24 protein-coding genes are annotated in these 24,598 nt (G+C 70.9%); 9 read left to right on the forward strand and 15 right to left on the reverse strand.

Annotated features, from left to right (window positions below):
• Positions 1–75 precede the first annotated feature (75 nt).
• Genes Q1N79_RS02905 through Q1N79_RS02920 form a run of 4 tightly spaced genes read left to right on the forward strand, consistent with a single transcriptional unit; the run spans position 76 to position 4,156 of the window.
• Positions 76–756: a corrinoid protein gene (locus Q1N79_RS02905; protein WP_300603935.1), complete on the forward strand. Its 681-nt coding sequence runs from the start codon at positions 76–78 to the stop codon at positions 754–756.
• Between the two features lie 16 nt (positions 757–772).
• Positions 773–1,657, forward strand: a complete 885-nt coding sequence (locus Q1N79_RS02910; RefSeq protein ID WP_300603938.1) for a dihydropteroate synthase — start codon at positions 773–775, stop codon at positions 1,655–1,657.
• Positions 1,654–3,543, forward strand: a complete 1,890-nt coding sequence (locus Q1N79_RS02915) for an ASKHA domain-containing protein (RefSeq protein WP_300603940.1) — start codon at positions 1,654–1,656, stop codon at positions 3,541–3,543. Before Q1N79_RS02910 ends, Q1N79_RS02915 begins: the two co-directional genes overlap by 4 nt.
• A 22-nt stretch (positions 3,544–3,565) precedes the next feature.
• A complete protein-coding gene (locus tag Q1N79_RS02920) occupies positions 3,566–4,156 on the forward strand; it encodes a DUF1638 domain-containing protein (protein ID WP_300603943.1) in 591 nt (196 codons plus the stop codon).
• Positions 4,157–4,170: 14 nt separating this feature from the next.
• On the opposite strand, the gene Q1N79_RS02925 is transcribed toward Q1N79_RS02920, so the two are convergent.
• The 4 genes from Q1N79_RS02925 to Q1N79_RS02940 are packed head-to-tail and all read right to left on the reverse strand — an operon-like array spanning position 4,171 to position 7,197.
• A complete protein-coding gene (locus Q1N79_RS02925; protein WP_300603946.1) occupies positions 4,171–4,395 on the reverse strand; it encodes a lipoyl domain-containing protein in 225 nt (74 codons plus the stop codon).
• A gap of 12 nt (positions 4,396–4,407) precedes the next feature.
• The gene (locus Q1N79_RS02930; protein WP_300603949.1) at positions 4,408–5,460 is read right to left on the reverse strand and encodes an alpha-ketoacid dehydrogenase subunit beta; all 1,053 of its coding nucleotides are present in this window, start codon (positions 5,458–5,460) and stop codon (positions 4,408–4,410) included.
• Between the two features lie 19 nt (positions 5,461–5,479).
• On the reverse strand, positions 5,480–6,454 hold the full coding sequence (locus Q1N79_RS02935) for a thiamine pyrophosphate-dependent dehydrogenase E1 component subunit alpha (protein ID WP_300603952.1): 975 nt from the start codon (positions 6,452–6,454) through the stop codon (positions 5,480–5,482).
• Positions 6,418–7,197, reverse strand: a complete 780-nt coding sequence (locus tag Q1N79_RS02940; protein WP_300603955.1) for a lipoate--protein ligase family protein — start codon at positions 7,195–7,197, stop codon at positions 6,418–6,420. Before Q1N79_RS02940 ends, Q1N79_RS02935 begins: the two co-directional genes overlap by 37 nt.
• A gap of 247 nt (positions 7,198–7,444) precedes the next feature.
• Here Q1N79_RS02940 and soxR point away from each other — a divergent pair, with 247 nt between their 5' ends.
• Positions 7,445–7,897 (forward strand): redox-sensitive transcriptional activator SoxR, encoded by a 453-nt coding sequence (gene soxR / locus Q1N79_RS02945; protein ID WP_300603958.1) that lies wholly within the window; start codon positions 7,445–7,447, stop codon positions 7,895–7,897.
• A 77-nt stretch (positions 7,898–7,974) separates the two neighbouring features.
• On the opposite strand, the gene Q1N79_RS02950 is transcribed toward soxR, so the two are convergent.
• The 4 genes from Q1N79_RS02950 to Q1N79_RS02965 form a co-directional block, all read right to left on the reverse strand.
• The gene (locus Q1N79_RS02950) at positions 7,975–8,445 is read right to left on the reverse strand and encodes a VOC family protein (RefSeq protein ID WP_300603961.1); all 471 of its coding nucleotides are present in this window, start codon (positions 8,443–8,445) and stop codon (positions 7,975–7,977) included.
• Between the two features lie 102 nt (positions 8,446–8,547).
• The gene (locus Q1N79_RS02955; RefSeq protein ID WP_300603964.1) at positions 8,548–9,531 is read right to left on the reverse strand and encodes an electron transfer flavoprotein subunit alpha/FixB family protein; all 984 of its coding nucleotides are present in this window, start codon (positions 9,529–9,531) and stop codon (positions 8,548–8,550) included.
• A complete protein-coding gene (locus tag Q1N79_RS02960) occupies positions 9,528–10,295 on the reverse strand; it encodes an electron transfer flavoprotein subunit beta/FixA family protein (protein ID WP_300603967.1) in 768 nt (255 codons plus the stop codon). Before Q1N79_RS02960 ends, Q1N79_RS02955 begins: the two co-directional genes overlap by 4 nt.
• 4 nt (positions 10,296–10,299) lie before the next feature.
• The gene (locus Q1N79_RS02965) at positions 10,300–12,840 is read right to left on the reverse strand and encodes an FAD-dependent oxidoreductase (RefSeq protein ID WP_300603970.1); all 2,541 of its coding nucleotides are present in this window, start codon (positions 12,838–12,840) and stop codon (positions 10,300–10,302) included.
• A gap of 86 nt (positions 12,841–12,926) precedes the next feature.
• Here Q1N79_RS02965 and Q1N79_RS02970 point away from each other — a divergent pair, with 86 nt between their 5' ends.
• Positions 12,927–13,610 carry a GntR family transcriptional regulator gene (locus Q1N79_RS02970; protein WP_300603974.1) on the forward strand — a complete coding sequence of 228 codons (684 nt, stop codon included), beginning with the start codon at positions 12,927–12,929 and terminating at the stop codon, positions 13,608–13,610.
• A 170-nt stretch (positions 13,611–13,780) separates the two neighbouring features.
• Here Q1N79_RS02970 and Q1N79_RS02975 read toward each other — a convergent pair whose 3' ends face one another.
• The 3 genes from Q1N79_RS02975 to Q1N79_RS02985 form a co-directional block, all read right to left on the reverse strand.
• Positions 13,781–15,409 carry an APC family permease gene (locus tag Q1N79_RS02975; RefSeq protein WP_300603977.1) on the reverse strand — a complete coding sequence of 543 codons (1,629 nt, stop codon included), beginning with the start codon at positions 15,407–15,409 and terminating at the stop codon, positions 13,781–13,783.
• A 35-nt stretch (positions 15,410–15,444) separates the two neighbouring features.
• Positions 15,445–16,383: a hypothetical protein gene (locus Q1N79_RS02980; protein ID WP_300603980.1), complete on the reverse strand. Its 939-nt coding sequence runs from the start codon at positions 16,381–16,383 to the stop codon at positions 15,445–15,447.
• A gap of 116 nt (positions 16,384–16,499) precedes the next feature.
• A complete protein-coding gene (locus tag Q1N79_RS02985; RefSeq protein ID WP_300603983.1) occupies positions 16,500–17,279 on the reverse strand; it encodes a hypothetical protein in 780 nt (259 codons plus the stop codon).
• A gap of 72 nt (positions 17,280–17,351) precedes the next feature.
• On the opposite strand from Q1N79_RS02985, the gene Q1N79_RS02990 reads away from it, so the two are divergent.
• Positions 17,352–18,077, forward strand: a complete 726-nt coding sequence (locus Q1N79_RS02990; protein ID WP_300603986.1) for an IclR family transcriptional regulator — start codon at positions 17,352–17,354, stop codon at positions 18,075–18,077.
• Between the two features lie 17 nt (positions 18,078–18,094).
• Positions 18,095–19,564: an aldehyde dehydrogenase family protein gene (locus Q1N79_RS02995; RefSeq protein ID WP_300603989.1), complete on the forward strand. Its 1,470-nt coding sequence runs from the start codon at positions 18,095–18,097 to the stop codon at positions 19,562–19,564.
• 52 nt (positions 19,565–19,616) lie between these two features.
• Here the strand turns inward: Q1N79_RS02995 and betA are convergent, their stop codons facing one another.
• From betA to Q1N79_RS03010, 3 genes are read right to left on the reverse strand one after another with little or no spacing between them, the layout of a single operon-like run.
• Positions 19,617–21,323, reverse strand: a complete 1,707-nt coding sequence (gene betA, locus Q1N79_RS03000) for a choline dehydrogenase (RefSeq protein WP_300603992.1) — start codon at positions 21,321–21,323, stop codon at positions 19,617–19,619.
• 31 nt (positions 21,324–21,354) lie between these two features.
• Complete coding sequence (locus tag Q1N79_RS03005) at positions 21,355–21,861, reverse strand: MarR family winged helix-turn-helix transcriptional regulator (protein WP_300603995.1); 507 nt, start codon at positions 21,859–21,861, stop codon at positions 21,355–21,357.
• Between the two features lie 8 nt (positions 21,862–21,869).
• The gene (locus tag Q1N79_RS03010; protein ID WP_300603998.1) at positions 21,870–22,769 is read right to left on the reverse strand and encodes a methylenetetrahydrofolate reductase; all 900 of its coding nucleotides are present in this window, start codon (positions 22,767–22,769) and stop codon (positions 21,870–21,872) included.
• A gap of 350 nt (positions 22,770–23,119) precedes the next feature.
• On the opposite strand from Q1N79_RS03010, the gene Q1N79_RS03015 reads away from it, so the two are divergent.
• Positions 23,120–23,998 (forward strand): class III extradiol ring-cleavage dioxygenase, encoded by an 879-nt coding sequence (locus Q1N79_RS03015; protein ID WP_300604001.1) that lies wholly within the window; start codon positions 23,120–23,122, stop codon positions 23,996–23,998.
• A gap of 39 nt (positions 23,999–24,037) precedes the next feature.
• Here the strand turns inward: Q1N79_RS03015 and Q1N79_RS03020 are convergent, their stop codons facing one another.
• The gene (locus Q1N79_RS03020) at positions 24,038–24,313 is read right to left on the reverse strand and encodes a hypothetical protein (RefSeq protein WP_300604004.1); all 276 of its coding nucleotides are present in this window, start codon (positions 24,311–24,313) and stop codon (positions 24,038–24,040) included.
• Positions 24,314–24,598: the final 285 nt, after the last annotated feature.

Consider the following 24,598-nt stretch of genomic DNA (forward strand, 5'->3'; position numbering starts at 1 on the left):
CTGCATATCGGCCGGCCGGGCGCTGTCGCGGCTGCTCGGCTACTCACCCCCGGTTGCGCAGGAAGGACGTGTCCCGTGAGCCCAGATCCGATCAGCACTAGCGATCTGCTCCGCCGGCTGTACGACTACACCCTGGTCGGGAACGGGCCGGAGGTGCTCGACCTGACCCGGCAGGGACTGCAGGACGGCCTGGGCCCGGAGACGCTGCTGTACGAGGCGCTGATCCCGGCCCTGGAGGAGGTCGGCGCCCGGTTCGAGCGCGGCGACTTCTTCGTGCCGGAGATGCTGATCGCCGGCAAGGCGATGGCGGGCGCGCTGGAGATCCTGCGGCCGCTGCTGGCCGAGACCGGCGCGCAGACCATCGGCAAGATCGTCATAGGCACGGTCAAGGGCGACGTGCACGACATCGGCAAGAACCTGGTCAACATCATGTTCGAGGGGGCCGGGTTCCAGGTCATCGACCTCGGCGTCCAGGTGGCGCCGGAGAAGTTCGTCGCGGCCGTGCAGGAGCACCGGCCGGACATCGTCGGCTTCTCGGCGTTCCTGACCACGACGATGCCGATGTTCAAGGCGAACATCAACGCGCTGGCCAAGGCCGGGCTGCGCGACCAGGTGATCGTGATGGTGGGCGGTGCCCCGGTGACGCAGGAGTACGCCGACGTGGTCGGCGCGGACGGCTACGCGGCCGACGCCTCGGCCGCCGTCGTCCGGGCCAAGGAACTGCTCGCCATGCGCCGCGCCGCGGCGCTCGCGTAGGACGGGGTCATTGTCCATGGAGACGGTGCTGCGGTCGGCGTCGCGCGAGGTCGTCATCGGTCCTGAACGGCCGTTCTGCATCATCGGGGAGCGGATCAACCCGACCGGGCGTCGCATCTTTCAAGAGGAACTGCGCCGCGGGGACCTGTCCCGGATCTCGACCGACGTTGCTGCGCAGGTGGCCGGCGGCGCGATGGTGCTCGACGTCAACATGGGCGCGCCGCTGGCCGACGAGGCCGAGCTGATGGTCGCCGCGGTCACGCTGATTCAGGGCCTGACCGACCTGCCGCTGTGCCTGGACTCCTCGATCGTCTCGGTCCTTGAGGCGGGGCTGGCCGCCTACCAGGGCAAGGCGCTTGTGAACTCGGTCACCGCCGAAGACGACCGGCTGGCGGCCATCCTGCCGCTGGTCAAGCGGCACGGCGCGGCGGTCATCGCGCTGCCCAACGACGAGGAGGAGATCCCGGCGGACCCTGTGCGCCGTCTCGAGCTCGCCCGCAAGGTCATCTCCGTCGCCACCGGGCGGTACGGCATCCCGATCGAGGACATCGTGATCGACCCGCTGGCCATGCCGGTCGGCGCGGACACCTCGCTGGTCGCCCGGACGCTGGACACGCTGGAACTGCTGCGCGCCGAGTTCGGGGTGAACACGACTTTGGGGGCGTCCAACGTCTCGTTCGGCATGCCGGAACGGGAGGCGCTCGGGGCGGCGTTCTTGCCGATGGCCATCCGCTGCGGGCTGACCAGCGCGATCATGGACGCCCGGGCGCCGCGGATCGTCCGCTCGGTGCAGGCGGCCGACCTGCTGCTCGACCGCGACCCGTGGGGCGCGGCCTGGATCGCCGCCCATCGCGCTTCGCAGGCGACCGCGGCCACCGCGGCCACTCGGGCCATGCCGTGACGACAGCCCAGGCGCCGGACGCTCAGCTGGCTGGCGGCGCGGGGCCGCCCCGGGTGGACCTGCTCTTCGAGCCGGGCGGGCGGCGGGTCCGGGTGCCCGCCGGGGTCACCGTGTTCGACGCGGCGAGCTGGAACGGCATCGCCATCGACTCCACCTGCGGCGGGCACGGCACCTGCAAGAAGTGTCGCGTGCGGATTGCCGAGGGCGCTCCCGCGCCGTCAGCGGTGGACAGCCGCGCGTTCTCCCCGGACGAGCTGCGTCTTGGGTGGCGGCTGGCCTGCCGGGCCTTGGCGTCATCGGATGCCGCTGTCGAGGTGCCACCGCTGGTCACCCGGCCGAAGGCGGCCACCGTCGGGGTGGGCCGCCGCGTCATCTTGCGGCCCGCGGTGCAAAAGCGGTACCTGGAACTGCGCGAGCCGTCCCTGGCCGACCAGCGCAGCGACCTGGAACGGGTCCTGGACGCGCTCGATGACCTGGAACTGCGGGCCGACCTGCACGCGGTCCTGGCGGCACGGCGCGTGCTGCGCGCCGCGGACTGCAAGGTTACCGCGGTGGTCGTGGACGACGTCCTGATCGACGTGCAGCCCGGGGACACGACCGCGCTGGCCTACGGGATCGCGTTCGACCTGGGCACCACGACCGTGGTGGCCACCCTGCTTGACCTGTCCACGGGGACGCCCGTCGCCGTGGCCTCGGCGCTGAACGCCCAGCAGCCGTTCGGCGCGGACGTGATCACCCGGATCAGCGCGGCGATGCTGGACCCGTCGGCGCTCGGCCGGCTTCGCGCACTCGCCGAGCAGACGCTGGCCGGGCTGACCGCCGAGGTGTGCGCTTCTGCCGAAGTCGATCCGGCCCACGTGTACGAGATCGCGCTGGCCGGCAACGCCACCATGACGCACATCGCGCTCGGCATCGACCCTGAGCCGCTCGGGGTGGCGCCGTTCATCCTGGCCGCCCGGCTGCTGCCCGAGGTGCTCGCCGCCGACCTGGGGCTGGCCGTGCACCCGCGGGCCCGGGCGGTCGTGTTCCCCGCGTTCGGCGCGTACGTGGGCGGTGACATCACCGCGGGCCTGCTCGCCTCGGGCATGGACCGGGACGCGCGGACCCGGCTGTTCATCGACATCGGCACCAACTGCGAGATCGTGCTCGGCAACCGGGACTGGCTGCTTGCCACCGCGGCGCCGGCCGGCCCCGCCTTCGAGGGCGCGGCGATCCGCTGCGGGATGCGCGCCGCGTCCGGCGCGATCGAGGGTGTCACGATGGCGCCGGACGGGCTTTCGCTGTCGGTCATCGGGGAGGCTCCGCCCGCGGGCCTTTGCGGGTCCGGGCTCGTGGACGCGGTGACCGGGCTGCTCCGGCTCGGGCTGCTCGACTCCTCTGGCCGGTTCGTGGCGGAGTCCGCGGCCGCCGCTCTGGCCCCCGGCCTGGCTAGCCGGCTGACGACGCTGGGCGCGGAGCGCGTGTTCGTGCTGCACTGGCTCGGCGAGGAGGGCGACGTGTCCCGGTCGGTGTACCTGACCCAGCGGGACGTGCGGGAGCTGCAGTTCGCCAAGGCCGCCATCGCGACCGGCTGGCGCATCCTGTTGGAGGAGGCGGGCCTGGCGGTCGGCGACATCCAGCAGGTGCTGCTGGCCGGTTCGTTCGGCAGCTACCTGTCCCCGGGCAACGCGATCCGGCTCGGGCTGGTGCCGGACGTGCCGGTGCTGCGGGTTGTCAGCGCCGGGAACGTGGCGGGCGAAGGGGCGAAGATGGCGCTGCTGTCCGTCAGGGAGCGGGCCGCGGGCCTCGCGCTGCTTGAGGAGGTGAGGTATGTCGAGCTCTCCGACCGCGCCGGCTTCAACGACCGCTTCATCGACCAGCTCGCCTTCCCTTCCTTCCCTGACTGAGGTTCCCGGGCCGCTGGCGGCGGTGATCGCCTGCGGGGCGCTCGCGGGGCACGTGCGGGAGGTCGTCCGGCGCCGTGGCTGGCCGGTTGCGCTGCACGCGCTGCCCGCACTGCTGCACAACCGCCCGTCCGGGATCGCTAAGGAGGTGGAGCGGCTGGCCCTGGCGGCACAGGCCCGCGGGCTGCCGGTGGCGGTCGGCTACGCCGACTGCGGGACCTACGGCGCGCTCGACCAGGTGTGCGCCCGGCTCGGGCTCCGCCGGCTGCCCGGGCTGCACTGCTATGACCTGCTCGCCGGGCCGTCCGCCGTGGCCGCGCTGTTCGCGGCCGAGCCGGGGACGTACCTGCTGACCGACTTCCTGGTGCGCGGCTTCCGCCGGACGGTGCTGGCCGAACTCGGCCTGGACCGGTATCCGCAGCTGTGGCCGGACTACTTCGGCCACTACCGCCGGCTGGTATGGCTGGCCCAGTCCCGCGACCCGGCGCTTGAGGCCGAGGCCCGGGAGGTCGCGGCGCTGTTCGGCCTGCCGCTGACCGTGGTCGAGACGGGCACCGCCCGGCTCGAACGCGAGCTGGAAGCGCTGCTCCGCGTAGACGAGGTTGTGGGTGCCTGACCGAGGCCTGTGGCTCAGACTACCTGGGCGATCACCTCGCCCTGCCGGACGGTCTGATCCTCGCTGACCAGGAGGCGGACTCGTCCCGATGTGGGCGCGTTTACCTCGCCGGACACCTTCTCCACCATCACCTCGCCGAGCAGCTGCCCGCTCGCCACCTGGTCACCGTCGCTGACGAACCAGGTGGCGAGCACACCTTCGGCGTTGGGCTCCTCCTCCGACAGCCTCGGAAAGCGCACATCAGCCACCGCTCATGCCCCGACTAGCTCCCGGGCCGCCTTGAGGATGCGGTCCGGTACGGGGAGCACCGCCTGCTCAAGCGCCCGGGCGTAGGGGATCGGGACATCGGGCACCGCGACCCGCCGCACCGGGGCGCGCAGCATCCCGGGGTCGGTCTCGGCGACGATCGCGGCGATCTCGCCCGACATGCCGAACGACTGGTAGTCCTCATCAACGATGAGCAGGTGGCCGGTCTTCGCCACCGAGCCGAGGATGGCCTCGCGGTCCAGCGGGACCAGGCTGCGCAGGTCGATGACTTCCAGTTCCACGCCGTGTTCCGCGGACATCTGCTGCGCCACGTCCAGGGCATGGTGCACCGACAGAGAGACGGTGACCACGGTCGCGTCCCGGCCTTCCCGCGCGACGGCGGCCTTGCCGATCGGGGTCTCGTACGGCTCCGCTGGCACTGGGCCGACTGACCGCGGGTTCCTCGCCATCCACGGCAGGCCCATGACCCCCTTGTGAAAGACGTAGATCACCGGGTTGTCGTCGCGGATCGCCGAGATCATCAGCCCCTTGGCGTCGGCCGGGTTGCTTGGCACCACGACCTTCATCCCGGGCAGGTGCGCGAATGTCCCCCACAGGCACTGGGAGTGCTGCTCGGCGTCCGAGTACCCGCCGCCCGCCGCCATCATCAGCACCATCGGTACCCGGACGTTCCCGCCGGACTCGAAGTGGATCTTGGCCATGTGGTTGTAGATCTGGTCCATGGCGACGCCGAAGAAGTCCGCGAACATCAGCTCGACGACCGGCCGCATGCCCTCGACCGCGGCGCCGGCGCCCAGGCCGATGAAGGCGGTTTCTGAGATCGGCGTGTCCATCACCCGTTCCGGGCCGAACTGGTCAAGCAGCCCGCCGGTGGCACCGAAAATGCCGCCGTACTTGCCGATGTCCTCGCCAAGCACGACCACCGCGGAGTCCCGCTCCATCTCCTGGGCGATGCCCTCGGCGATGGCGCGGGCTGTGGTCAGCCGGCGACTGGCCGGCGCGCTGGCGGGCTTTGCCGCGGAATCAGTCACGCTCATCTGCTCGACTCCTTCATGTTCATGCGAAGACGTAGTCGCGCGCCGTCTCCGGCGCCGGGACGGGGCTGGACTTGGCGAACGCGACGGCTTGCTCCACCCGGGCGGATACCTCGGCCCGGATCGCGCCGATCGCCGCGGCGTCGAGCACGCCGGCCTCGGTCAGCCGCGCCTCGTACGCCGGGATCGGATCCCGCCCTGGCACGTCCGCCAGGTCGGGGCGGTAGGCTTGCGGGTCCCCCTCGAAGTGACCCCACAGCCGCAGCGTGTGCACCTCAAGCAGGGTCGGTCCCCCGCCTGCCCGGGCCCGGGCCACCGCGTCACCGGCCGCCGTGTAGATGGTTTCCACGTCGTTGTCCTCGACGCGCTGGCCCGGAATGCCGTAAGCGACCGCCCGGTCGGCGTTCGACGCGATGGCCGTGGACGCGTTCCGCGGCACCGAGATCGCCCAGTCGTTGTCCTCGACCACGAAGACCACGGGCAGCGTCCACAGGGCGGCCAGGTTGAGCGATTCGTGGAAGGCACCCTGGTTGGCCGCGCCCTCCCCGGTGAACGCGACGGCGATCGCGTCGCTACCGCGGCGTTTGAAGGCGAATGCCTGGCCAAGCGCGGGCGGCAGGCCCTCGGCGACGATCCCCGAGCAGGAGAAGTGAACCGCGGGGTCGAACAGGTGCATATGCCCGCCCCGGCCGTGGCCGAGGCCGCCCTCCCGGCCGAAGATCTCAGCGGTCATCTTGTCCAGGTCCACGCCGTGCGCAATCGCGATGTGGTGCGGCCGGTGCGTGGCGGTGACCGCGTCATCCCTGCGCAGGTGCGCGCAGACGCCCGCGGCGACGGGCTCCTGTCCGGCCGACAGGTGCATCTCACCCGGAACCAGCCCGGCCCCGATATCGAAGGCAGGTTTCTTGTCAGCGTGGTATTCGCGCAGCATCGCCTCCTCGAAGGTGCGGCTGAGCACCATCACTCGGTACAGGTCACGGCGGGTCTTGTCGTCCATCGCGCCTCCTCGGTTCGCTCTGTCGGCGCACGGCCCGTCGTGTGCCATGCGCCGCTTCCGTATCGTCGCTCTATCAGCCGCTCCTGCCAGCAGATCTCGGCGGCGCTAACGGCTCTAGGGACCAACGGCCCATATCGCCGCACCGCTTGTGCCAGCACAAGGCTCCGGGCGGCTGGCACTGACACGCCGCGGGCCATCTCGCACAACGGGAGCACCGGGCTGCGCCTGGAATCCAGCGGATGACTGTCCGGCGGGGTGGGCGCGAGGAATGCCCGCACCCGCGCCGCCGGGGTAGTGACCAGCAGCGTTGCGTGCGCCAGCGTGGCAGTGCGGGTGAGCTGGCTGGCCAGCCCCGACACCTTCACGGTGCCGACCAGAACTCCCCGCTCAGTTACCGCGGGCGCCAGTCCCCATTGCCGCAGGGCCCCGGCCACCAGCACCGCCAGGTCACCGGCAAGCGCCGGCGCCCACCCGGGGACGGCTATGGTGATGTTGAGGTTGCCCAGATCGTGGTAGACGGTGCCACCCCCGCTCGCACGCCGCAGCACCGGCACTCCCGCGGCGGCGCAGCCCGCGATGTTCGCTTCCCGCTCCGGCCGTTGGCCGCGCCCGAGCACCACGCACGCCTCGTTCTGCCAGATCCGCAGCAGGGGTCCCGGGGGAACAGCCCTGACCAGGGCTTCCTCCAGCGCCAGGTTCGCAGCCGGGTCAACGCTCGGCACATCAGGGACGAGCAAGTCCATGCACCAGCCCAGCGGTTCCAGCCTGCGACCGGCCGGGCATCACCTCGCAAGCAGGCATTCCCGGTTACGTCCCGGCGGACACCAGAGACAGGCAGGCAATGCCGGCAGCTGACTAGGCGGTCTGCTCGGTGGGCGCCGCCGGGCCGCTTCCCTTGCACCTGTGCCGAGGACAGTTCGGTTGCGATGCGCTGGTCACGCCGCCTACTGTGGTAGTTGAAGTTAACTTTAAATCAAGGAACATTCGGTAATGGCGCAGAGCACCGGCCAGCTCACCGTGAGCGACGTGGCCGCCCGCAGTGGCTTCGCCCCGTCGGCGCTGCGCTTTTACGAGCGCGAGGGACTCATCCAGGCGGCACGGACGCCGGGAAACCAGCGCCGCTACGAACGCAGCGTGCTGCGGCGCCTGGCGTTCATTCGCGCGGCCCGCAACGTCGGCCTGTCCCTCGACGAGGTCGCCGGCGCGCTCGCCACGCTCCCCGACTCGCGCACTCCGACCAGGGCTGACTGGACCCGGCTGTCCCGCGCCTGGCGCGCCCGCCTGGACGGGCAGATCGCCGCACTGGAAAAACTGCGCGACGGCCTGGATTCGTGCATCGGCTGCGGCTGCCTGTCCCTGAAGCGATGCGCGATATCTAACCCAGGCGACGCCGCCCGCGCCGACGGGCCGGGCGCCCGGTACCTGCCTGCCCCCTTGCGGTAGGGGCCGGTGCAGCTGCTGCGGGGCCGCGGGCGCTGCCGCGCCGCCGGTGTGCGGGATGTCGCCGGTGATCTCGGCACTTACTCAGACTCCCCGGCGGGCGTACTCGCCGGCCAGTGAGCGGGCGACCAGTCCCCCTCCGGGTCCGTGGTTTGCCCCACCTCGATCAGATGACCGTCGGGATCGCGGATGTAGCAACGGATCTCGTACTGGTGCTGTTTCGGTGGCGTCAGGAATTCAGCACCCCTGGCGCTCCATTCGGCGTACACGGCGTGGATGTCCGCGACCCGGATGTTGAGGAAGCTGCTCACCCGGTCGGGGTCGCGTGGCGTCTGCAGGGTGACCGCCGGCTTGTCATCGGTGGGGCCGCCGCCGACATTGATGATGATCCAGCTGTTGGCCAGCGCCACATAGGTCAGCCCGCCGGGACCGGAGAAGGCGACCCTGCCGCCGAGTACTTCGGTGTAGAAGCGCCGGGAGCGCTCCACATCGTCCGAGACGATGAAGTGGGCAAGCACAATTCCCTCTGGGGGCGGTGGGAGCTCGGCCATCTGGCACCTCCACTGGTTGGGTCTCACCCCGCTCACGACGGGGCCTGCGACCGATGTTACTCTTCGTATTCACATAGCGACTCGAAGCCATGCGGCTTGGGCTTAGCCGCGCTCCTTCAGGGCGGCGACCAGGGCCGGGATGATCTCGGCGAGGTCGCCGATGACCGCGTAGTCGGCGCGGGACATGATCGGGGCGGCCGGGTCGGTGTTGACCGCCACGATGTGCTTGGCGCTGGCACAGCCCGCCATGTGCTGGATGGCGCCGCTGATCCCGCAGGCGACGTAAAGCTCCGGGGTGATCTTGGTGCCGGTCTGGCCGACCTGCTGGGTGTGCGGGCGCCAGCCCTGGCTGGTGACCACGCGGGACACGCCGACGACCCCGCCGAGCAGGCCGGCCAGCTCTTCAAGCGGAGCGAACCCGTCCGGGCCGCCGACCCCGCGGCCGCCGCCGACCACCACCCGTGCGGTGGCCAGCGACACGCCGCCGCCCTGGTCGGCGGTCTCGGTGGCGCGGACCACCAGGTCGGCCTCGGTCAGCCCGGGCCTGAGCAGGTGAACCGGGGGCTCGGCCGCGGGCGGGAGTGCTGCGGCCGGCTCGCCCACGTCCGCGTCCGTGGCCACGGTCAGCAGCGCGGGCGACGCCTCCAGGATCGCGTCCTCGAGCAGCAGCCCGGCCCAGCGCTGCCGGACCAGCTGGTACGTCCCGTCTCCGGTCGGCTGCGCGGACAGGCAGTTCGCGGCCACCGGCTTGCCGGTGATCGCGCCGAGCCAGGCCATGACCTCGCTGCCCCGGTCGGTGGCCGCGGCGACGACGGCGGCCGCGCCGGTCCGGTCCGCCAATTCCGCGAGCGCTGTGGCCCAGGCTCGCGGCGCGTACCCGTCCAGGTAGTCCGGTGGCACGGCGTGCACGTCGGTGACCCCGGCGCCGCCCAGCGTGGCAACCGGCACCTGGTCCACCGCGCCGAAGACGACCGCGGCTAGCTGCCCGGTTCCGTGGGCGGCGAGGCCGCGGGCCAGGGCAAGCGCCCGCTGCGAGGCGCCGGCCACCCCCGCCGCGTCCGGCTCGACCAGGCAGAGCACGGTCATCGCAGCACCCCCAGCTCCTCGAGCAGCCGGACCAGATCCGGCACCGCGTCTGGGCCGGAGCCGAGCACCGTGGCCTGCTGGCGCCGCTCGGCCGGGACCCGCAGCCCGGTCTTGCGCAGCCCGTCGGCGGACCACTGCGGCTGGTGCTGCTCAAGAGCCGCCCGCTTGGCCCGCAGCCGCCCCGGCAGTGACGGGTAGCGCGGCAGGTTGATGCCCTCCTTGACCGTGACCACGGCGGGCAGGCCGAACTCGAACGTCTCCCCCATGCCCCGGTACTCCCGGCGGGCGCGGACCGTGGCGCCGTCGATCTCCAGGTGCTTGATGCCGGTCGCGCACGGCCAGCCGAGCGACTGCGCGACCCGCACGCCCACCTGGTAGCCGCCGGTGTCGGCCGCCTCGTTGCCGAACAGCAGCAGGTCGTAGCCGGATCCCTCACCCGCCTTCCCGCGCACCACGTCGGTGATGGCCGCGGCGGTCGCGATCGGCCCCCACTCCCGGCCGTCGGTCTCCAGCAAGATGCCGTGACCGGCGCCGATGGCGAGCGCCTCGCGCAACTGCTCGGCGGCGGCGGGCGGGCCGAGCGTCAGCACGGTCGCGGTCCCGCCGAGCCGCTGGGTGAGCCGCACCGCTTCCTCCACCGCGCACTCCTCATGCGGGCTGATCGCGAACCCCGACATCCGGGTCTCCACGTCCTGCCCGTCCGGCGTGATCACGATCCGGCCGCCCACCTGCGGCACCCGCTTCACGCAGACCAGGATCTCCATTCGGTCAGCCCCGGATCCTGGCGTTCTCCGGGTCGAACAGCGGCGTGGCGCCGGCCACCGCGACCGTAACCGGGTACTGCTCGCCGAAGCACTCGACGCCCAGCCGGGTGCCTGCCCGGGCGTGGTCAGGCGGCAGATAGGCCATCAGCAGGTGGCGGCCCACCGACGGGCCGGACCCGGCGCTCGTCACGTACGAGGGCCGGCCCTTGGCGTCGGTGATCCGCTCGCCGTCCGGGGTCACGATGGGCTCCCCGCCCAGCATGTAGCGCGGCTCGCCGCCGGCGCTTGCGTGGTTGTCCACGGTGAGGGTGCACAGCACGGCGGCGGGCGGCGCCGCGCGCTGCGCGAGGTAGGCCTGCTTGCCGATGAAGTCCTGCGGCTTCACCCGCGGTCGCGTCATCCCCGCCTCCACCAGGGTGTATTCCGCGGTGAGCTCGTTGCCGAAGGCCCGGTATCCCTTCTCAAGCCGCCCGGTGGTGCCGTACACGCCGATGCCGACGGGTACCAGCCCGTGCGGGACGCCCGCCGCCCACAGCGCGTCCCACAGCCGTCCGCCCTGCTCCATCGGCACGTACAGCTCCCAGCCGAGCTCGCCCACGTAGGAGATGCGCGAGGCCAGCACGGTCAGGCCGGCTATCTCGATCTCCCGGCAGCTGCCGAACGGGAACCCCTGGCCGGTCACGTTATCCGCGGTAACCGACGCCAGGATCTGCCTGGCCCGCGGCCCCCACAGCCCCAAGGTGGCCAGTGCCGAGGTCAGATCGGCCAGCGCCGCGCGGCCGTCGGCTGGCAGGTGCTCGGCGAACCAGGCCAGGTCCGCCATCCCGGTGGCGCCGCCGGTCACCGCACGGAACCGCTGCGCTCCAAGCCGCATCACCGTCAGGTCGGCCTTGAAGCCGCCCTGGCTGTCCAGCAGCGAGGTGTAGACGACCCGGCCTGGCGGCACGTCGAGCTGCGCGACCGTGAGCGACTGCACCAGGTCGAGCGCCGCCGGGCCGGTCACATCGATGATGGCGAAGGCGGACAGGTCCACAAGCCCGCAGGCCTCCCGCATGGCCAGGTGCTCGGCGTTGATCACCGGCGACCACCACCGGGCGTCCCACTCGTTGTCCCGCGGCATGAGGCGCCCGGCGTACCGCTCGAGCAGCGGCTCGTTCGCGGCGTACCAGTGCGGGCGCTCCCAGCCGGCCGTCTCGTGGAACACCGCGCCGAGCTCGCGCTCTCGCTCGTATGCCGGGCTGACCCGGACCGGCCGGCCGGACTGCCACTGCTCGGCCGGGTGCACGATGCCGTACATCTTGTTGAAGCCCTCGCGGGCCCGCGCCTCGACGTGGGCGACCGTCCGCTGGCAGGGGTAGAACCGGGCGATGTTCGCCTCGTCGACGTCCACGGCGGGGACCCGGCCGCTCATCCACTCGGCCACGGCCCGGCCCACGCCCGGGCCTTCCTTGACCCAGCTCGCCGCGGCGGCCCACAGCCCGTCCACCTCGGGCGCCGGGCCGAGCAGCGGATGGCCGTCCGGGGTCATCGAGATCAGGCCGTTGATGGCGTACCGGACGCCGGCGCTCTCGTCGCCGAGCAGCTCAGGCATGAGCTCGAGCGCCTGGGCCAGCTGCGGGTCGAAGTCGTCCGCGGTGAACGGCAGCTCGGTGGGCGACAGGGCCGATTCCCCGATGGACGGGATGTCGTCGGGGCTGACGATGATCGGGCGGTGCGCATACGAGCCGACCTCCATGTCGCCGCCGTGCTGCCGCTCGTACATGTTCGTGTCCACGTCCCGCACGATCGGGTAGCTGATCTCCCCCGGCGTGCCTGCGAACAGCGCGATCGGCCCGACGCTGATCATCTGATGCACGATCGGGGTGAGCGGGAACCGGGCGCCGGCCAGCCGTGCGATCCGCGGGCTCCACACCCCGCAGCAGACCACCACGGTGTCCGTCTCGATCTCCCCGGCGCTGGTGCGCACCGCCGTGATCCGGGGACGCCCGGCCTGCCCGGTCGCGGCGGTGTCGATGGCAACCACCTCGGCCCCGGCCAGCACGGTCAGCGCGCCGGCCAGCTCGGCCTCCTCACGCATCAGCGTGCCCGCCCGGAGGGAGTCGACCACGCCGACCGTGGGGTAGTGCGCGCCGCCGAGGATCACCGACTCGTCCAGGTAGGGCACCAGCTTGGCCACCTCAGCGGGCGAGATCACCTGCGCCGGGATGCCCCAGGCCTTGGCCTGCGAGCAGCGCCGCCGCAGCTCGGCCATCCGCGCCTGGGCGCGCGCCACCTCGATGCCGCCGCTTCGGGTGAACACCCCGAGCGCCTGGTACTGCTCGGTGCTGTCGCGGGTCAGCTCCATCATCATCTTCGAGTACTCGATCGGGAAGATGAAGTTCGACGCGTGCCCGGTGGAACCGCCAGGGTTCGGCATCGGCCCCTTGTCCACGAGGACGAGGTCCCGCCAGCCCAGCCGGGCCAGGTGACAGGCGACGCTGTTGCCGACTATTCCGGCGCCCACGATGACCGCGCTGGCGCCGATCGTGCTCTGGAACTCGGTCATCCGCTGATCCTCGCTGCTAGACCGATCTGATATCCGACTGATATATCAGTTGGTACACTAGATTGCGTGGATTGGGGGGTCAAGCGATGAATTCGGAAGCCGGGCCTTCCGCGAGTGTGCTTGACCGCCCCGGTGAGCCGCTGTCCATGGCGGAAGCGGCGTACCGGGCGATCCAGGACCGGCTGATCAGGCTGGACATCCGGCCGGGCGCGCCGATCAACGAAGAGGAGCTGTGCCAGCGCCTGGGGCTGAGCCGGACCCCCGTCAGGGAGGCGGTCAAGCGGCTCGAGCACGAACGGCTGGTCGTCGTCTACCCGCGCCGGGGAACGTTCGCGACCGAGATCAACGTCACCGACCTGACCTACATCCTCGAGATCCGCGAGGTGCTTGAGCCCGCGGCCGCGGCCAGTGCCGCCAGGCACTCGACGGCCGCCGACCGGGCCGCCTTCCGCGCGCTCGCCGGCGAGCTGGCGGCCGAGACGGCGCTGGGCGAGCGGCCGGACGAGCTGATGACCCTGGACATGCGGATCCACCGGACCGTCTACGCCGCGACCCGCAATCCCTATCTCGAGGACACCCTGATCCGCTACGGCAACCTGGCCACCCGGATCTGGTGCCTGTTCCTTGACCGGCTGGAAGGCATGGCGGCCCACGTCAACGAGCACGCCGAGCTTCTCGCTGCGCTGACCGACGGCGAGGCCGGCCGAGCCGCCGAGATCGCGCGACGGCACGTCATCGAGTTCGACAAGGCGATCCGGGCAGTCATCTAGGACGGCAGCCGCCGGTGCGCGTCCGGGTCCCGGCGGGCCCGCCCGCCGCGCGCACTGGCGGTGGGGCGCACAGCGCCAAGCCTATTGGTGGCGGTGCCCCCCGCGCTAATAGCCGCCGGGTTCTTGCCGGCCTGGCGGCACGCGAGCGCGTGCCCGGCGCAGGCGATCCGCTACTCGACCGGGATCTCCTTGTTGATCAGGCCAAGGTCGATGCCCTGCCTCTTGCGGATGACCCTCGCGCCCACGTAGATCACGATCGCGAGCACGTACATGCCGGCCATGTAATACAGCGAGTCGTGGCTGTTCACGAAGTAGAGGTCGTTGCTGAGCCACTCGTAGAGGTTGAAGACGAGCAGGCCGATCGTGATCAGGCCGGCGAGCGGGACGATCGGCACGCCGAGCAGCTTGACCCGGCTGGCCGGCGAGGCCCGCCACAGGTCGGGCTTCACGAACGGCAGCAGGACCACGGCGATCGCGCTGAACAGGTACGTCACCGCGATGACCAGGGTCGCGTCAAGCGTGTAGGACCGGAACGTGGTCGAGTACGCGTACACGGCGCCCAGCCCGGCCGCCGGGAGCAGCATCAGGATCAGCGAGTAGACCGGGACCTTGCGCTTCTCCGAGACCTCCGCGGCCCGGTCGGGAAGCACCCGGTCGAAGGCGGCCGCGAAGATGACCCGCGTCGAGGACAGGAACAGGGTGCCGACCCAGGCGAAGAACCACAGGCTCAGCACGAGGATCAAGATGACCTGGAAAGCCGTGTTGTGCACCAGCCAGGCGGCGAACATGAACGGGTACGGCCAGATGCCGAACTGCGGCGTGACGTTGTAGTCCAGGGAGTTGAGGTTCTGGTAGAAGCCCCAGCCGATGGTCTTGTCGACCAGCAGGAAGAAGATGACCGTGCACAGCACCGTGATCCACAGGCCCACGAACATGCCGGTGAAGACGCGGCGGAAGTCGCTGGCGCCGCGGATCTCGCCGTAGAGGGTCGCGCCCCAGTTAGGCCACAGGATGAAGAACATCATCGCGGGCACGAGCAGCATCGTCGGGCCGAGCGGGCCGAAGCTGAACGGCGAGGTGGTGTACCCGGCCTTCGCGGCCGCGGTGTTGGTCGCGTTGTACGCGTTGTTCACCCCGAACAGCTGCTTGCCGTACAGGTTGAACGAGTTGACGAAGTCCGTGTGGCTGCTGACCAGGAGCAGGATCACGATGACCGCGAACCCGATCATGCCGCCGAAGAAGCACCACTTCTGGACCTTGGCGTAGCCTCCCATGCCCAGGGAAACGAGCAGGCCGGCGATCACCACGGTGATCAGCGTCACCACGAAGATCCCGGTGTCCGTCCCGAACCACGCCGCGCCGCCCGCCGGCCAGGTCCACTTGAGCGTCGCCCAGATCGGCTCGAACAGCTGGACCGACAGGATGTTCCCGTAGATCGGCGCCCATAGCCACAGGATGAACCACCACCCGGTGGCCGCCATCACGAAGCCGATGCCGCTGCCGAGGATCCGGCTCTGCCAGACGTAGTCACCGCCCGCCCGCGGGATCGTGACGATCAGGCCGGAGTAGGCGATCACCAGGAACGAGACCCAGACGGCGGAGATCAGGACCGCGGTCAGCATCTGGCCCTTGGGGAACGCCGGCCCGGCGAAGGTGAACTCGTACAGCCCGAGCGTGACGAAGTTGGTCGACAGGCACGCGTAGATGATGGTGTCCCGCACCGACCAGCCGCGAACAAGGCCGGTGGCCTTGCGCAGGAAGAGGGTCGGGGTCTCGCTGCCAACCGCGTCAGTTGCCATGCTCATCTCCGGGGGTGGGGAGGGGCGTGTTGGGACTAACCGTTCACCAGCAGGTACTTGCTGACTTTGCCTTTCCTGGCGTCCAGTTCCAGCACGGCGCCCTGCAGCACGCCGTCCCCGTAGACGCTGCCGGGGTTGATGGCCAGGGTGCGGCCCATTCGCTTGACGGCGCGGCTCTCATGGATGTGCCCGTGCACCGACAGCATCGGCTGGTAGCTGTTGATGGCGTCCCTGACCGCGGTCGAGCCGACCGCCTTCATCACCGCGCCGCCGTGTATCGGGCGCAGCGTCTCGTCGAGCGCCGGGGCCTCGTCAAGGCCGGTGCCGTAGGGCGGCGCGTGGAAGTTGAAGATGGCCCGCCCCAGGTCAGGGAGCTGGCTGACCGCCGCGTCGATCTTCGCCTTCAGCTCGGCTTCCGGGGCCTCGCGGAACGTGTTCCACGGCGTCGGGTTGGTCCACCCCATCGACACCAGGTGGAAGCCGTCCAGGTCCAGTGCCTTGCCCTCGCCGAAGTCGACGCACGGCGACGCCTCGATGAGGTCATCGATCTCGAAGAAGTCGTCGTTGCCGCCGTTGAGGACGCACGGGATCTTCCCGCCGCCGAGCTTGGTGTCGGCCATGTCCAGCCACCGGTCAAGCGAATGGAGCATCTCGGCGGAGAACCGGCGGTCCACCGCGCCCTCCTCCGCGCTGAGCACCTGCAGTTCATCCGGGGTGACCACGGCCGGGTAGAAACCGCTGTTGCGGATCCGCTTCTCGACGTTCTCAAGTTCCGCCCGGGTGTCCATCCGGATCGTCTCGCCGCGGACCACGGCCTGCCAGTAGCCGCCCCGCGCGACGATCGGGACCATGGCCTTGCCTGTGACGTCCCCGCCGAGCACGACGAGGTCGGCCTTGTAGAAGGCGGCCGAGTTCAGGAATTTGCGCCAGCACACTTCGGAGCCGTGGATGTCGGTAGCGAAGAAGACCTTCATCTGACCACCCAACGCCTTCCTTGGCGCCCGTGGCACACGCAACTCGCATGCGTCCTGTGCAACGGTGTAACACCCGGCCAAAACCCCGTCAAGCCCCGCGGACCGGATAAGTCCTGTTAGTGCGCCACTTCCTCGGGAAGCTCGTACCAGCGGACCCGGTCACCGACATTCGAGCGGAGCTTCCACTTGACGCTCTTCGGCGCGGAGTTCGCGACGTCGAGCAACAGCCGCGCCTGGGCGAGCGGATCGTGGCGCGGCGCGGACGGGACTAGCCCAGGATTGGCCTCGATCACGGCGGGCAGCTTGGTCAGGTTCCCTGTGACCGTCCGCCACCAGCCCCAGTCCGCGCCGAGCACCTGCCCGAACCGCACGGTGTCGATCACCGGCGGGTCGGCCTCACCGGTCCCAAGCGGCAGCGCGGACAGCAGGTGCACGATGTCCCTGGCGTCCTTCTCGTTCAGTTCGACGATCTGCAGCTTGGACAGCAGCAGGTCCACCGCGTCCACGGTGTACGGCAGCCGGCCGAAGGAGGGGCGGAAGTCGAGCGTGTGGCACATGGTCAGCCGGTCCACCATCACGTCGACCGGGCGCCCTGACGGCGCGGTGAAGTACATCTGCCTGTCGCCGTTGAGGTTGTTGAACCGCCGGTCCGGCTCGCACCCGTTCTTGGCCAGCCAGTCGGCGACCTTCTTGCGCTCCTTGGACAGGCAGGCGAAGTCGATGTCCTGGTCGCGGCGCAGCCGCGGCGGGAAGTCCGGGCAGAGCACCCGCACCCCGAGACCGCCGAGCAGCTTGAGGCCAAGGCCCGCCTCCGCGGCGGCGCGGGCCAGCCCGAGGGCCTCGGGAAGGGGGTCGTGCGGCGATCCTACGGTCACCTGATCAGTGGCTTCGGCCATGGCCTGAGTATGCCACGCGACAGCGATCGCGGACCGTTGACGCGGAACCGGCAATCTGGTCATTCTGATCGCATGGCCACGACCTTGGTTGCGACCGGCGCAACCTACCCGTCCGCGGAGCGGGTGCTCGCCCTGCTGGCAAGCTTTGAGGACGGCCGCCCGGAACTGTCCGTCACGGACATAGCCGCGTCGCTTGGGGTGCACAAGTCAACCGCCTCCCGGCTGGCGGCAACCCTGGAGCGGGCCGGATTCCTGGCCCGCTCGGGCAGGCGCTACCGGCTCGGCGTGGAGATCATCCGGCTGGGCACGCTCGCCCTGCGCAGCGCCGACATCGTCGGCGCGATGCGGCCGGCCATGGAAAAGCTCTCCCAGCTGACCGGGGAGACGATCAACCTGGCCGTGCCGGCCCGCCCCGACGTCCTGAACATCGCGGAGGTGCCGAGCACCTACATCCTCAGCTGCTCCGGCGGCTGGATCGGGCGCCGCACCAAGCCGCATGCCGTCGCCAACGGCAAGGTGCTGCTTGCCTTCGGCGCCATCCCCGTGCCAGCGCACCTGGAGCGGTACACCGAGCACACGATCACCGACCTGGCGGCACTGGAGGCCGAGCTCGCGACGGTGCGCCGCGACGGGTACGCCAAGGCGGTCGCCGAGCTCGAGGACGGGCTTGTCGCGGTCGCCGCCCCGGTGTTCGGGGCCGACGGCGGGTGCGTGGCCGCGCTGTCGATCTCCGGCCCGGCCTACCGGATGCCGCCGGCGAGCCTGGACGAGCTGGGACGCCTCTGTGCCAGCTGCTGACGGCGGGCGCCGCTGACATGGATGAGTACCTGCTGTGCGTGGGCGGGCAGTGGCGGCCCGGCCGCTCCCCCGCGGTCCCCGCGGTCAGCCCGGGCTCGGGCGAGACGTTCGCCATCGTGGCGACCGCCGACCGGGCCGACGTGGACGACGCCGTGCAGGCGGCCGCGCGGGCCTGGCCGGCCTGGGCGGCCCGCTCGCCGTTCGAGCGTGCCGCCTGGTGCGAGCAGGTGGCGGCGCGGATCACCGCGCGGCGCGACGAGCTTGCCCGGCTGCTGACCCTGGACCAGGGCAAGCCGCTGGCCGCGGAGGCCTACGACGAGGTGGGCGAACTCGCCGAGTACTTCGCGATGGCGGCCGCGGACGCCCGCCGGCTTGACGGCGCCTTCCCGCCGTCCGCCTCCGCCCGCCGCCGGGTGATCACCGCCAGGGTTCCGCTCGGCGTGGTCGGCGTGATCAGCCCGTGGAACTGGCCGTACACGATGGGCGCCGAGCTGTTCGCCCCCGCGCTCGCCGCCGGGAACGCGGTCGTGTGGGTGCCGGCCCCGACGACGACGGCCTGCTGCGCGCTGCTCGCCGAGATCATCACGGGGACGGGCCCCCCAGACGGCGTGTTCAGCTTCGTGCCTGGCCCGGGGCCTGTGGCGGGGGACGCGCTGGCCGCCCACCCAGGCGTGCAGGCGGTGGGGTTCATCGGCTCGGTGGCCACCGGCGGGCTGGTCGCCGCGCGGTCCGCGGGCAAGACCCAGCTGCTTGAGCTGGGCGGCAACGGCCCGCTGGTGATCCTGGACGACGCCGACCTCGAGCTGGCCACCGAGGCGGCGCTCGAGGCCGCCTACTTGTGCGCCGGGCAGAGCTGCACGGCCGGCGAGCGCTTCCTCGTGCACGCGGCGGTGCGGGCCGAATTCACCGAGCGGGTGGTCGCCGCCACCGCCGGCCGGGTGCGGCTTGGCGACCCGTTCGATCCGCGGACCACGATGGGGCCGCTGAACAACGAGGCGACCGCGGCGAAGTTCGACCGGCACGTAGCGGACGCGGTGGCCCGCGGTGCGACGCTGTGCTGCGGCGGCAGGCGGGGCGCGGCGGCGGGCTTCCCGACCGAGCTGTACGCCGAGCCCACCGTGCTCGACGGGGTGACGCCGGACATGGAGATCGCGGCCGAGGAAACGTTCGGGCCTGTGGTGCCCGTCATCGAGGTCGCGTCCGCGGCGCAGGCGCTCGAGCTGGCCAACGCCGCGCCGTTCGGGCTGACCATGGCGGTGTTCACCGCCGACCTGGAGCGCGGCCTGGCCTTCGCCGAGCAGGCCAGGGCCGGGTGGGTGAACATCAACGCGTCGACGAACGTGTGGGAGTCGCACCTGCCGTTCGGCGGACGAAGCGGGTCGGTGAGCGGGCGCGGGCGGGTTGGCGGCCGGTTCGCGATGGAGACCTTCACCGAGCCCAAGACGATCCTGTACCCGGCGCCGGAGCTGGGTAAGGGGGGTGGCTAGCCGGAGCTGGGAGGTGGCAGGGGGTTAGCCGGAGGCGGCCGGGCAGCTCTGGTCAGCCGTCCGCTGGCGCCGGCCGTGCGCCGTGCCGGTAGAACTCGGCGTGCTCCGGCGGGAGCGGGGTGTTGCCGAGGATCAGGTCGGCCGACTTCTCGGCCACCATCATCACCGGGGCGTAGATGTTGCCGTTGGTGATGTACGGCATCACGGAGGCGTCCACGACGCGCAGCCCGTCCAGGCCGTGGACCCGCAGCGTGGCCGGGTCGGTGACCGCGTCCGGGCCGGTGCCCATCTTGGCCGTGCAGGACGGGTGCAGCGCGGTCTCCGCGTCGCGGCGCACCCAGTCGAGCACTTCCTCATCGGTTGCGACGTCCTTGCCGGGGGAGAGCTCGCCCGCGTTGAACTCGTCGAACGCGGGCTGGTTCAGGATGTGCCTGGTGATCCGGATGGCCTCGCCCCATTCCCGCTGGTCGGTGGGGGTGGACAGGTAGTTGAACCGCAGTGCCGGATGGACCTGCGGGTCGCGGGAGGTGATCCGCACCGAGCCGCGGGAGTCGGAGTACATCGGCCCGATGTGCACCTGGTAGCCGTGCCCGCTGGCCGGCTGGGAGCCGTCGTAGCGGATCGCGATCGGCAGGAAGTGGTACATCAGGTTCGGGTACGCGACGACGTCGTTGCTGCGGATGAATCCGCCGCCCTCGAAGTGGTTGGTGGCGCCCGGCCCGCTGCGCAGGAAGAGCCACTTAGCGCCCACGATGGGACGGTTGCGCAATTTCAGCGCCGGCGCCACGGACACCGGCTGCTTCGACCCGTACTGCACGTAGACCTCGAGGTGGTCCTGCAGGTTCTCGCCCACGCCGGGCAGGTCGGCGGTGACGTGCACGCCCAGCGGGCCGAGCAGGTCCGCCGGGCCGACCCCGGACAGCTGCAGCAGCTGCGGGGTGTTGATCGCGCCGCCGCAGCAGATGATCTCCCCGCCCCGGACCAGGCGGGACAGCCCGCCGCTGCGGGCGCCCCGGGCGCCCCGGGCGCCCCGGGCGCCCTGCCGGAACTCCACGCCCACCGCCCGCTTTCCCTCGAAGAGGATCTGTGTCACGAACGCGCGGCAGATCACCGTCAGGTTTTTTCTCGACATGACCGGGTGCAGGTACGCCCGGGCCGCGCTCAGCCGGCGCCCGCGATGGATGTTGCGGTCGAACGGCGCGAAGCCTTCCTGCTGGTACCCGTTGACGTCCTTGGTCAGCGGGTAGCCGGCCTGCCTGACCGCTTCGAAGAAGGCCTGGAACAGCGGGCTGGTGGCCGGACCGCGCTCAAGCACAAGCGGCCCGTCCCCGCCGCGGAACTCATCGGCCCCGGCGAGGCAGGTCTCCATCTTCTTGAAGTAGGGCAGGCAGTGCGCGTAGTCCCAGTCCGCCATCCCCGGGTCGGCGGCCCACCGCTCGTAGTCCAGCGGGTTGCCGCGCTGGAAGATCATCCCGTTGATGCTGCTCGATCCGCCGAGCACCTTGCCCCGCGCGTGGTAGATGCGGCGCCCGTTCAGGTGCGGCTCGGGCTCGGACTCATACCCCCAGTCATAGAACCGGTTGCCGATCGGGAACGTCAGTGCCGCCGGCATGTGGATGTAGACATCCCACGGGTAGTCGGGCCGGCCGGCTTCGAGCACAAGCACCTGGTTCGCCGGGTCGGCGGACAGCCGGTTCGCCAGCGCACTGCCGGCCGAGCCGCCGCCGACGATGATGAAGTCGTACTGCGGGTAAGCCATCACACCTCCTCGCGGCGGCCAGTTAACCGGGTTAAGCGGAGGTCTGCGGCAGGCGCGACGGATCGTTCGGGATAAAAGTCATTACTCCCTGCTCACGGAGGATGTGTTCGCTGATCGCGCCGAGGGCGCGGAACTCCTCCGGTGTGAGCACGTCGACGAGCAGGCTGCGGACCGCGGCGACGTGGCCGGGCGCGGCGGCGACCACCTTCGCCCAGCCGTCCTGGGTGAGCACGGCGTTGATGTAGCGCCCGTCGCCCGGGCAGGTCTCGCGGCGGACCAGGCCGCGGGTTTCCAGCCGGCTGACCACGTGCGAGAGCCGCGACAGCGAGCCGCTCGCCAGCGCGGCAAGATCGCTCATCCGCAGGGTCCAGCCCGGGGCTTCTGACAGGTTCGCCAGCACGAGGTACTCGAAGTGGCTGATGCCCGCGTCTTTTTGCAGTTGCGCCTCGATCGCGGCAGGAAGCCGGAAGAGCAGCGCGATGAACGGGCGCCAGGCCACCTGCTGCTCCGGGGTCAGCCAGTTCGGCTCATTACTCATCAGTCACATCATATAGTTGACGCTTCAAGCCCCGTCGCGTGCACGACCCGGGTGACGGCTTCGGCCTCCCACCCGGGGGCCATGATATGCACGCCGCTGACACCGGGCACCTCACGCAGCGCCGTGATCACGTCGGCGGCGACCGCCACGCCCGCTTCCTTCGCTTCGTCGCCGGTCAGGCCGGCGAGCCGGGCGAAGGTCGCGTCGTCGACCTCGACGCCGGGGATGTTCTTGTGCATGTGCTCCAGGGCCCTGCTGCTGCGCGGCGGCATGACGCCGACGAGGACGGGGATGCCGGCCACCGTGCCGCCTTCCACGAGCGGCGCGAACCAGCTGGCGAAGCGGGGCACGTCGTAGACGATGTTGGACTGGAAGAACTGGGTGCCCGCGACGATCTTCGCCTCGATCTTCTCCCCGGTGTCGACCAGCGGGTTCATGGCGCTCGCGACGTAGAAGCCGGTCGGCGTGCCGAGGGTCTCCCCGGCGGCGAGCCGGCCGTCGTTGAGCTGCCTGATGAGCCTGACCAGGCCCAGGGAGTCCAGGTCCGACACCTTCGTCGCCAGGTCGGCGTACTTGCCGACCTTCAGCGGGTCGCCGGAGAGCGCGAGGATGTTCCGCACGCCGAGCGCCCAGGCGGCCAGCAGCTCGGACTGCAGCGCCATGATGTTCCTGTCGCGGGTGGTGACCTGCATGATCGGCTCGAGGCCCTCCTCGATCATCCAGGTCGCGGCGGCCAGCGGGGCGACCTTGACCGTCGCCGCCGCGTTGTCGGTCACGTTGGCGGCCGCGACCAGGCCTTTGAGCTGCGCGGCCGTGCGGCGTACGGGCTCGGCGACCGGATCCGCGGGCGGGTTGAGTTCCGCGGTGACCGAGAAGGTGCCCGCGGCCAGTGCGTCGCGAAGGGTCATAGCTATCCGGATCTCCCTCCCTCCCGGCTGGCGAGCCTTCGCCGTCGGGAGCAAGACGTGCGGCGGAGCCGCCAAGCCTCGTTGACGTCTCAACCCTTATTACCGTTAACGAAACTGCGGCACCTTCTGATTCTCAATCCTGACGCCGCGACACGGAAGTGTTCCGTCACACAACGGTTGAGCCAGCAGATGAGGATCTGGTCATCAGGTGTGTCTTCGGTTATGTCATCAGGCGTGTCTGCAGAGTGTCTGCAGAGGGCGCAGCGCTTGACGTCTCAAGTAATGCTCGATAGCTTGAAGCTTCAACCTCGTGTCGGGGGACAGCCGGGGACAACTGAGGGGAACACGCCATGCACTCGATCTTCGACCCGCTGGTGCCGGCCGGCGCTTACGACGAGTTCGTCAAGTCGGCGGGGCCGGCGAGCGCGGATCACCGCGCCTGGACGGAGGACGACGGGCCGCTGCCCGCCCTGTTCATCGGGCACGGCGCTCCCCCGCTGCTCGACGACCCCGAGTGGATGATCCAGCTCGCGGCGTGGACGCACCAGCTCCCGAAGCCGAAGAGCGTGCTGATCGTCTCCGCGCACTGGGAGGCCGCGCCGCTCATGCTCTCGGCCCCCGCCGCGGGAACCCCCCTCGTCTACGACTTCGCCGGGTTCCAGCCGCGGTATTACACGCTGACCTACCCGACGCCGGACGCGAGCGCGCTGGCCGCGCAGGTGCACAAGCTGATGGCGGACACCCAGCCCGCCCACCAGCACCCGAGCCGCGGCCTCGATCACGGCGCCTGGGTGCCGCTCAAGGTCATGTACCCGCTTGCCGACGTGCCGGTCCTGCAGCTGTCCATCCCCACCCAGAACCCGGCGCGGCTGCTGTCGCTTGGCGAGCGGCTGCGGCCGCTGCGGGAGTCGGGCGTGCTGATCATCGGGTCCGGGTTCCTCACGCACGGCCTGCCGTTCCTGACCAGGGATGACTTTACCGCCGGGCACGTGCCGTGCTGGTCGGCGGACTTCGACCTGTGGGCGGCGGACGCCCTGGAGCGCGGCGACGTCGAGACGCTGGCCCGATTCCGGAAGGCGCCGGGGATGCCGTACGCGCACCCGACGGCGGACCACTTCCTGCCCCTGTTCGTGACGCTGGGCGCGGCGGAAGACCCGGGCAAGCCGGTGGACACGGTCATCGACGGCTACTGGATGGGCCTGGCGAAGCGCTCGTTCAAGGTGAGCTAGCGCCGCGTCGGGCTCGGCCTTCGGGACTCGGGGCCTGCGTCACGTCCGGCTGCTGCCGTTCCAGTGCAGGATCAGCGGTCCCTTGGCCGTCGAGCCGACCGCCCAGGCGTTGCCCGCCGACGTCGCCGTCACGTCCACCAGGGTCCCGGCCAGGGACAAACCGGTACCGCTTGACGACGCCGCCCCGGAAGCGGAGGCGGAAGCGGAGGCGGCTGAGGCGGTGGTGGCCGCGGCCAGGCACCCGGCCGCGCTGAGCAGGGCGGCCGCGGCGACGGCCGTGACCGAACGCGTGGCAAATCTGGGTACCGGTTCCATAGCCTCCCCCCGGCGGTGGTGGCGGCCCGGCGGTGGCGACCGGGCCGTTGGCGCAGCCGGCCCGATACGGCCGGGCCGTTGGCGCAGTCGGCCCAGTCAGGCAGGCCGGGGCAGCGGCCGACGGCGCCAGGCGCGGCGAAAGACCGCGCCGTCGCAGTCAGCGTCACGCGAGCCGGCTGCCCTCATGCGGCGGATGGGCAGGGGTTGGTGTGGGACGCTGGGCGGTGTGGTGGTGGATGCGCGCGTTGAGCACGTCGGCAGCCTGCTTCGCCCGCAGTTTCTGCG

The sequence above is a fragment of the Trebonia sp. genome (assembly GCF_030042015.1).
In the GTDB taxonomy this organism is placed as follows: Bacteria; Actinomycetota; Actinomycetes; order Streptosporangiales; family Streptosporangiaceae; genus Trebonia.

Bases quoted from the DNA above. Each gene is read 5' to 3' on its own strand.
- soxR (WP_300603958.1), top strand. From the start codon at position 7,445: ATGGCGCAGAGCACCGGCCAGCTCACCGTGAGCGACGTGGCCGCCCGC.
- Q1N79_RS03010 (WP_300603998.1), bottom strand. From the start codon at position 22,769: ATGACCCTTCGCGACGCACTGGCCGCGGGCACCTTCTCGGTCACCGCG.
- Q1N79_RS02970 (WP_300603974.1), top strand. From the start codon at position 12,927: ATGAATTCGGAAGCCGGGCCTTCCGCGAGTGTGCTTGACCGCCCCGGT.
- Q1N79_RS02960 (WP_300603967.1), bottom strand. From the start codon at position 10,295: ATGGAGATCCTGGTCTGCGTGAAGCGGGTGCCGCAGGTGGGCGGCCGG.
- Q1N79_RS02985 (WP_300603983.1), bottom strand. From the start codon at position 17,279: ATGGCCGAAGCCACTGATCAGGTGACCGTAGGATCGCCGCACGACCCC.
- Q1N79_RS02980 (WP_300603980.1), bottom strand. From the start codon at position 16,383: ATGAAGGTCTTCTTCGCTACCGACATCCACGGCTCCGAAGTGTGCTGG.
- Q1N79_RS03005 (WP_300603995.1), bottom strand. From the start codon at position 21,861: ATGAGTAATGAGCCGAACTGGCTGACCCCGGAGCAGCAGGTGGCCTGG.
- Q1N79_RS03015 (WP_300604001.1), top strand. From the start codon at position 23,120: ATGCACTCGATCTTCGACCCGCTGGTGCCGGCCGGCGCTTACGACGAG.
- Q1N79_RS02975 (WP_300603977.1), bottom strand. From the start codon at position 15,409: ATGGCAACTGACGCGGTTGGCAGCGAGACCCCGACCCTCTTCCTGCGC.
- Q1N79_RS02940 (WP_300603955.1), bottom strand. From the start codon at position 7,197: ATGGACTTGCTCGTCCCTGATGTGCCGAGCGTTGACCCGGCTGCGAAC.
- Q1N79_RS02990 (WP_300603986.1), top strand. From the start codon at position 17,352: ATGGCCACGACCTTGGTTGCGACCGGCGCAACCTACCCGTCCGCGGAG.
- Q1N79_RS02950 (WP_300603961.1), bottom strand. From the start codon at position 8,445: ATGGCCGAGCTCCCACCGCCCCCAGAGGGAATTGTGCTTGCCCACTTC.
- Q1N79_RS03020 (WP_300604004.1), bottom strand. From the start codon at position 24,313: ATGGAACCGGTACCCAGATTTGCCACGCGTTCGGTCACGGCCGTCGCC.
- Q1N79_RS02955 (WP_300603964.1), bottom strand. From the start codon at position 9,531: ATGACCGTGCTCTGCCTGGTCGAGCCGGACGCGGCGGGGGTGGCCGGC.
- Q1N79_RS02930 (WP_300603949.1), bottom strand. From the start codon at position 5,460: ATGAGCGTGACTGATTCCGCGGCAAAGCCCGCCAGCGCGCCGGCCAGT.
- Q1N79_RS02965 (WP_300603970.1), bottom strand. From the start codon at position 12,840: ATGACCGAGTTCCAGAGCACGATCGGCGCCAGCGCGGTCATCGTGGGC.
- Q1N79_RS02910 (WP_300603938.1), top strand. From the start codon at position 773: ATGGAGACGGTGCTGCGGTCGGCGTCGCGCGAGGTCGTCATCGGTCCT.
- betA (WP_300603992.1), bottom strand. From the start codon at position 21,323: ATGGCTTACCCGCAGTACGACTTCATCATCGTCGGCGGCGGCTCGGCC.
- Q1N79_RS02935 (WP_300603952.1), bottom strand. From the start codon at position 6,454: ATGGACGACAAGACCCGCCGTGACCTGTACCGAGTGATGGTGCTCAGC.
- Q1N79_RS02995 (WP_300603989.1), top strand. From the start codon at position 18,095: ATGGATGAGTACCTGCTGTGCGTGGGCGGGCAGTGGCGGCCCGGCCGC.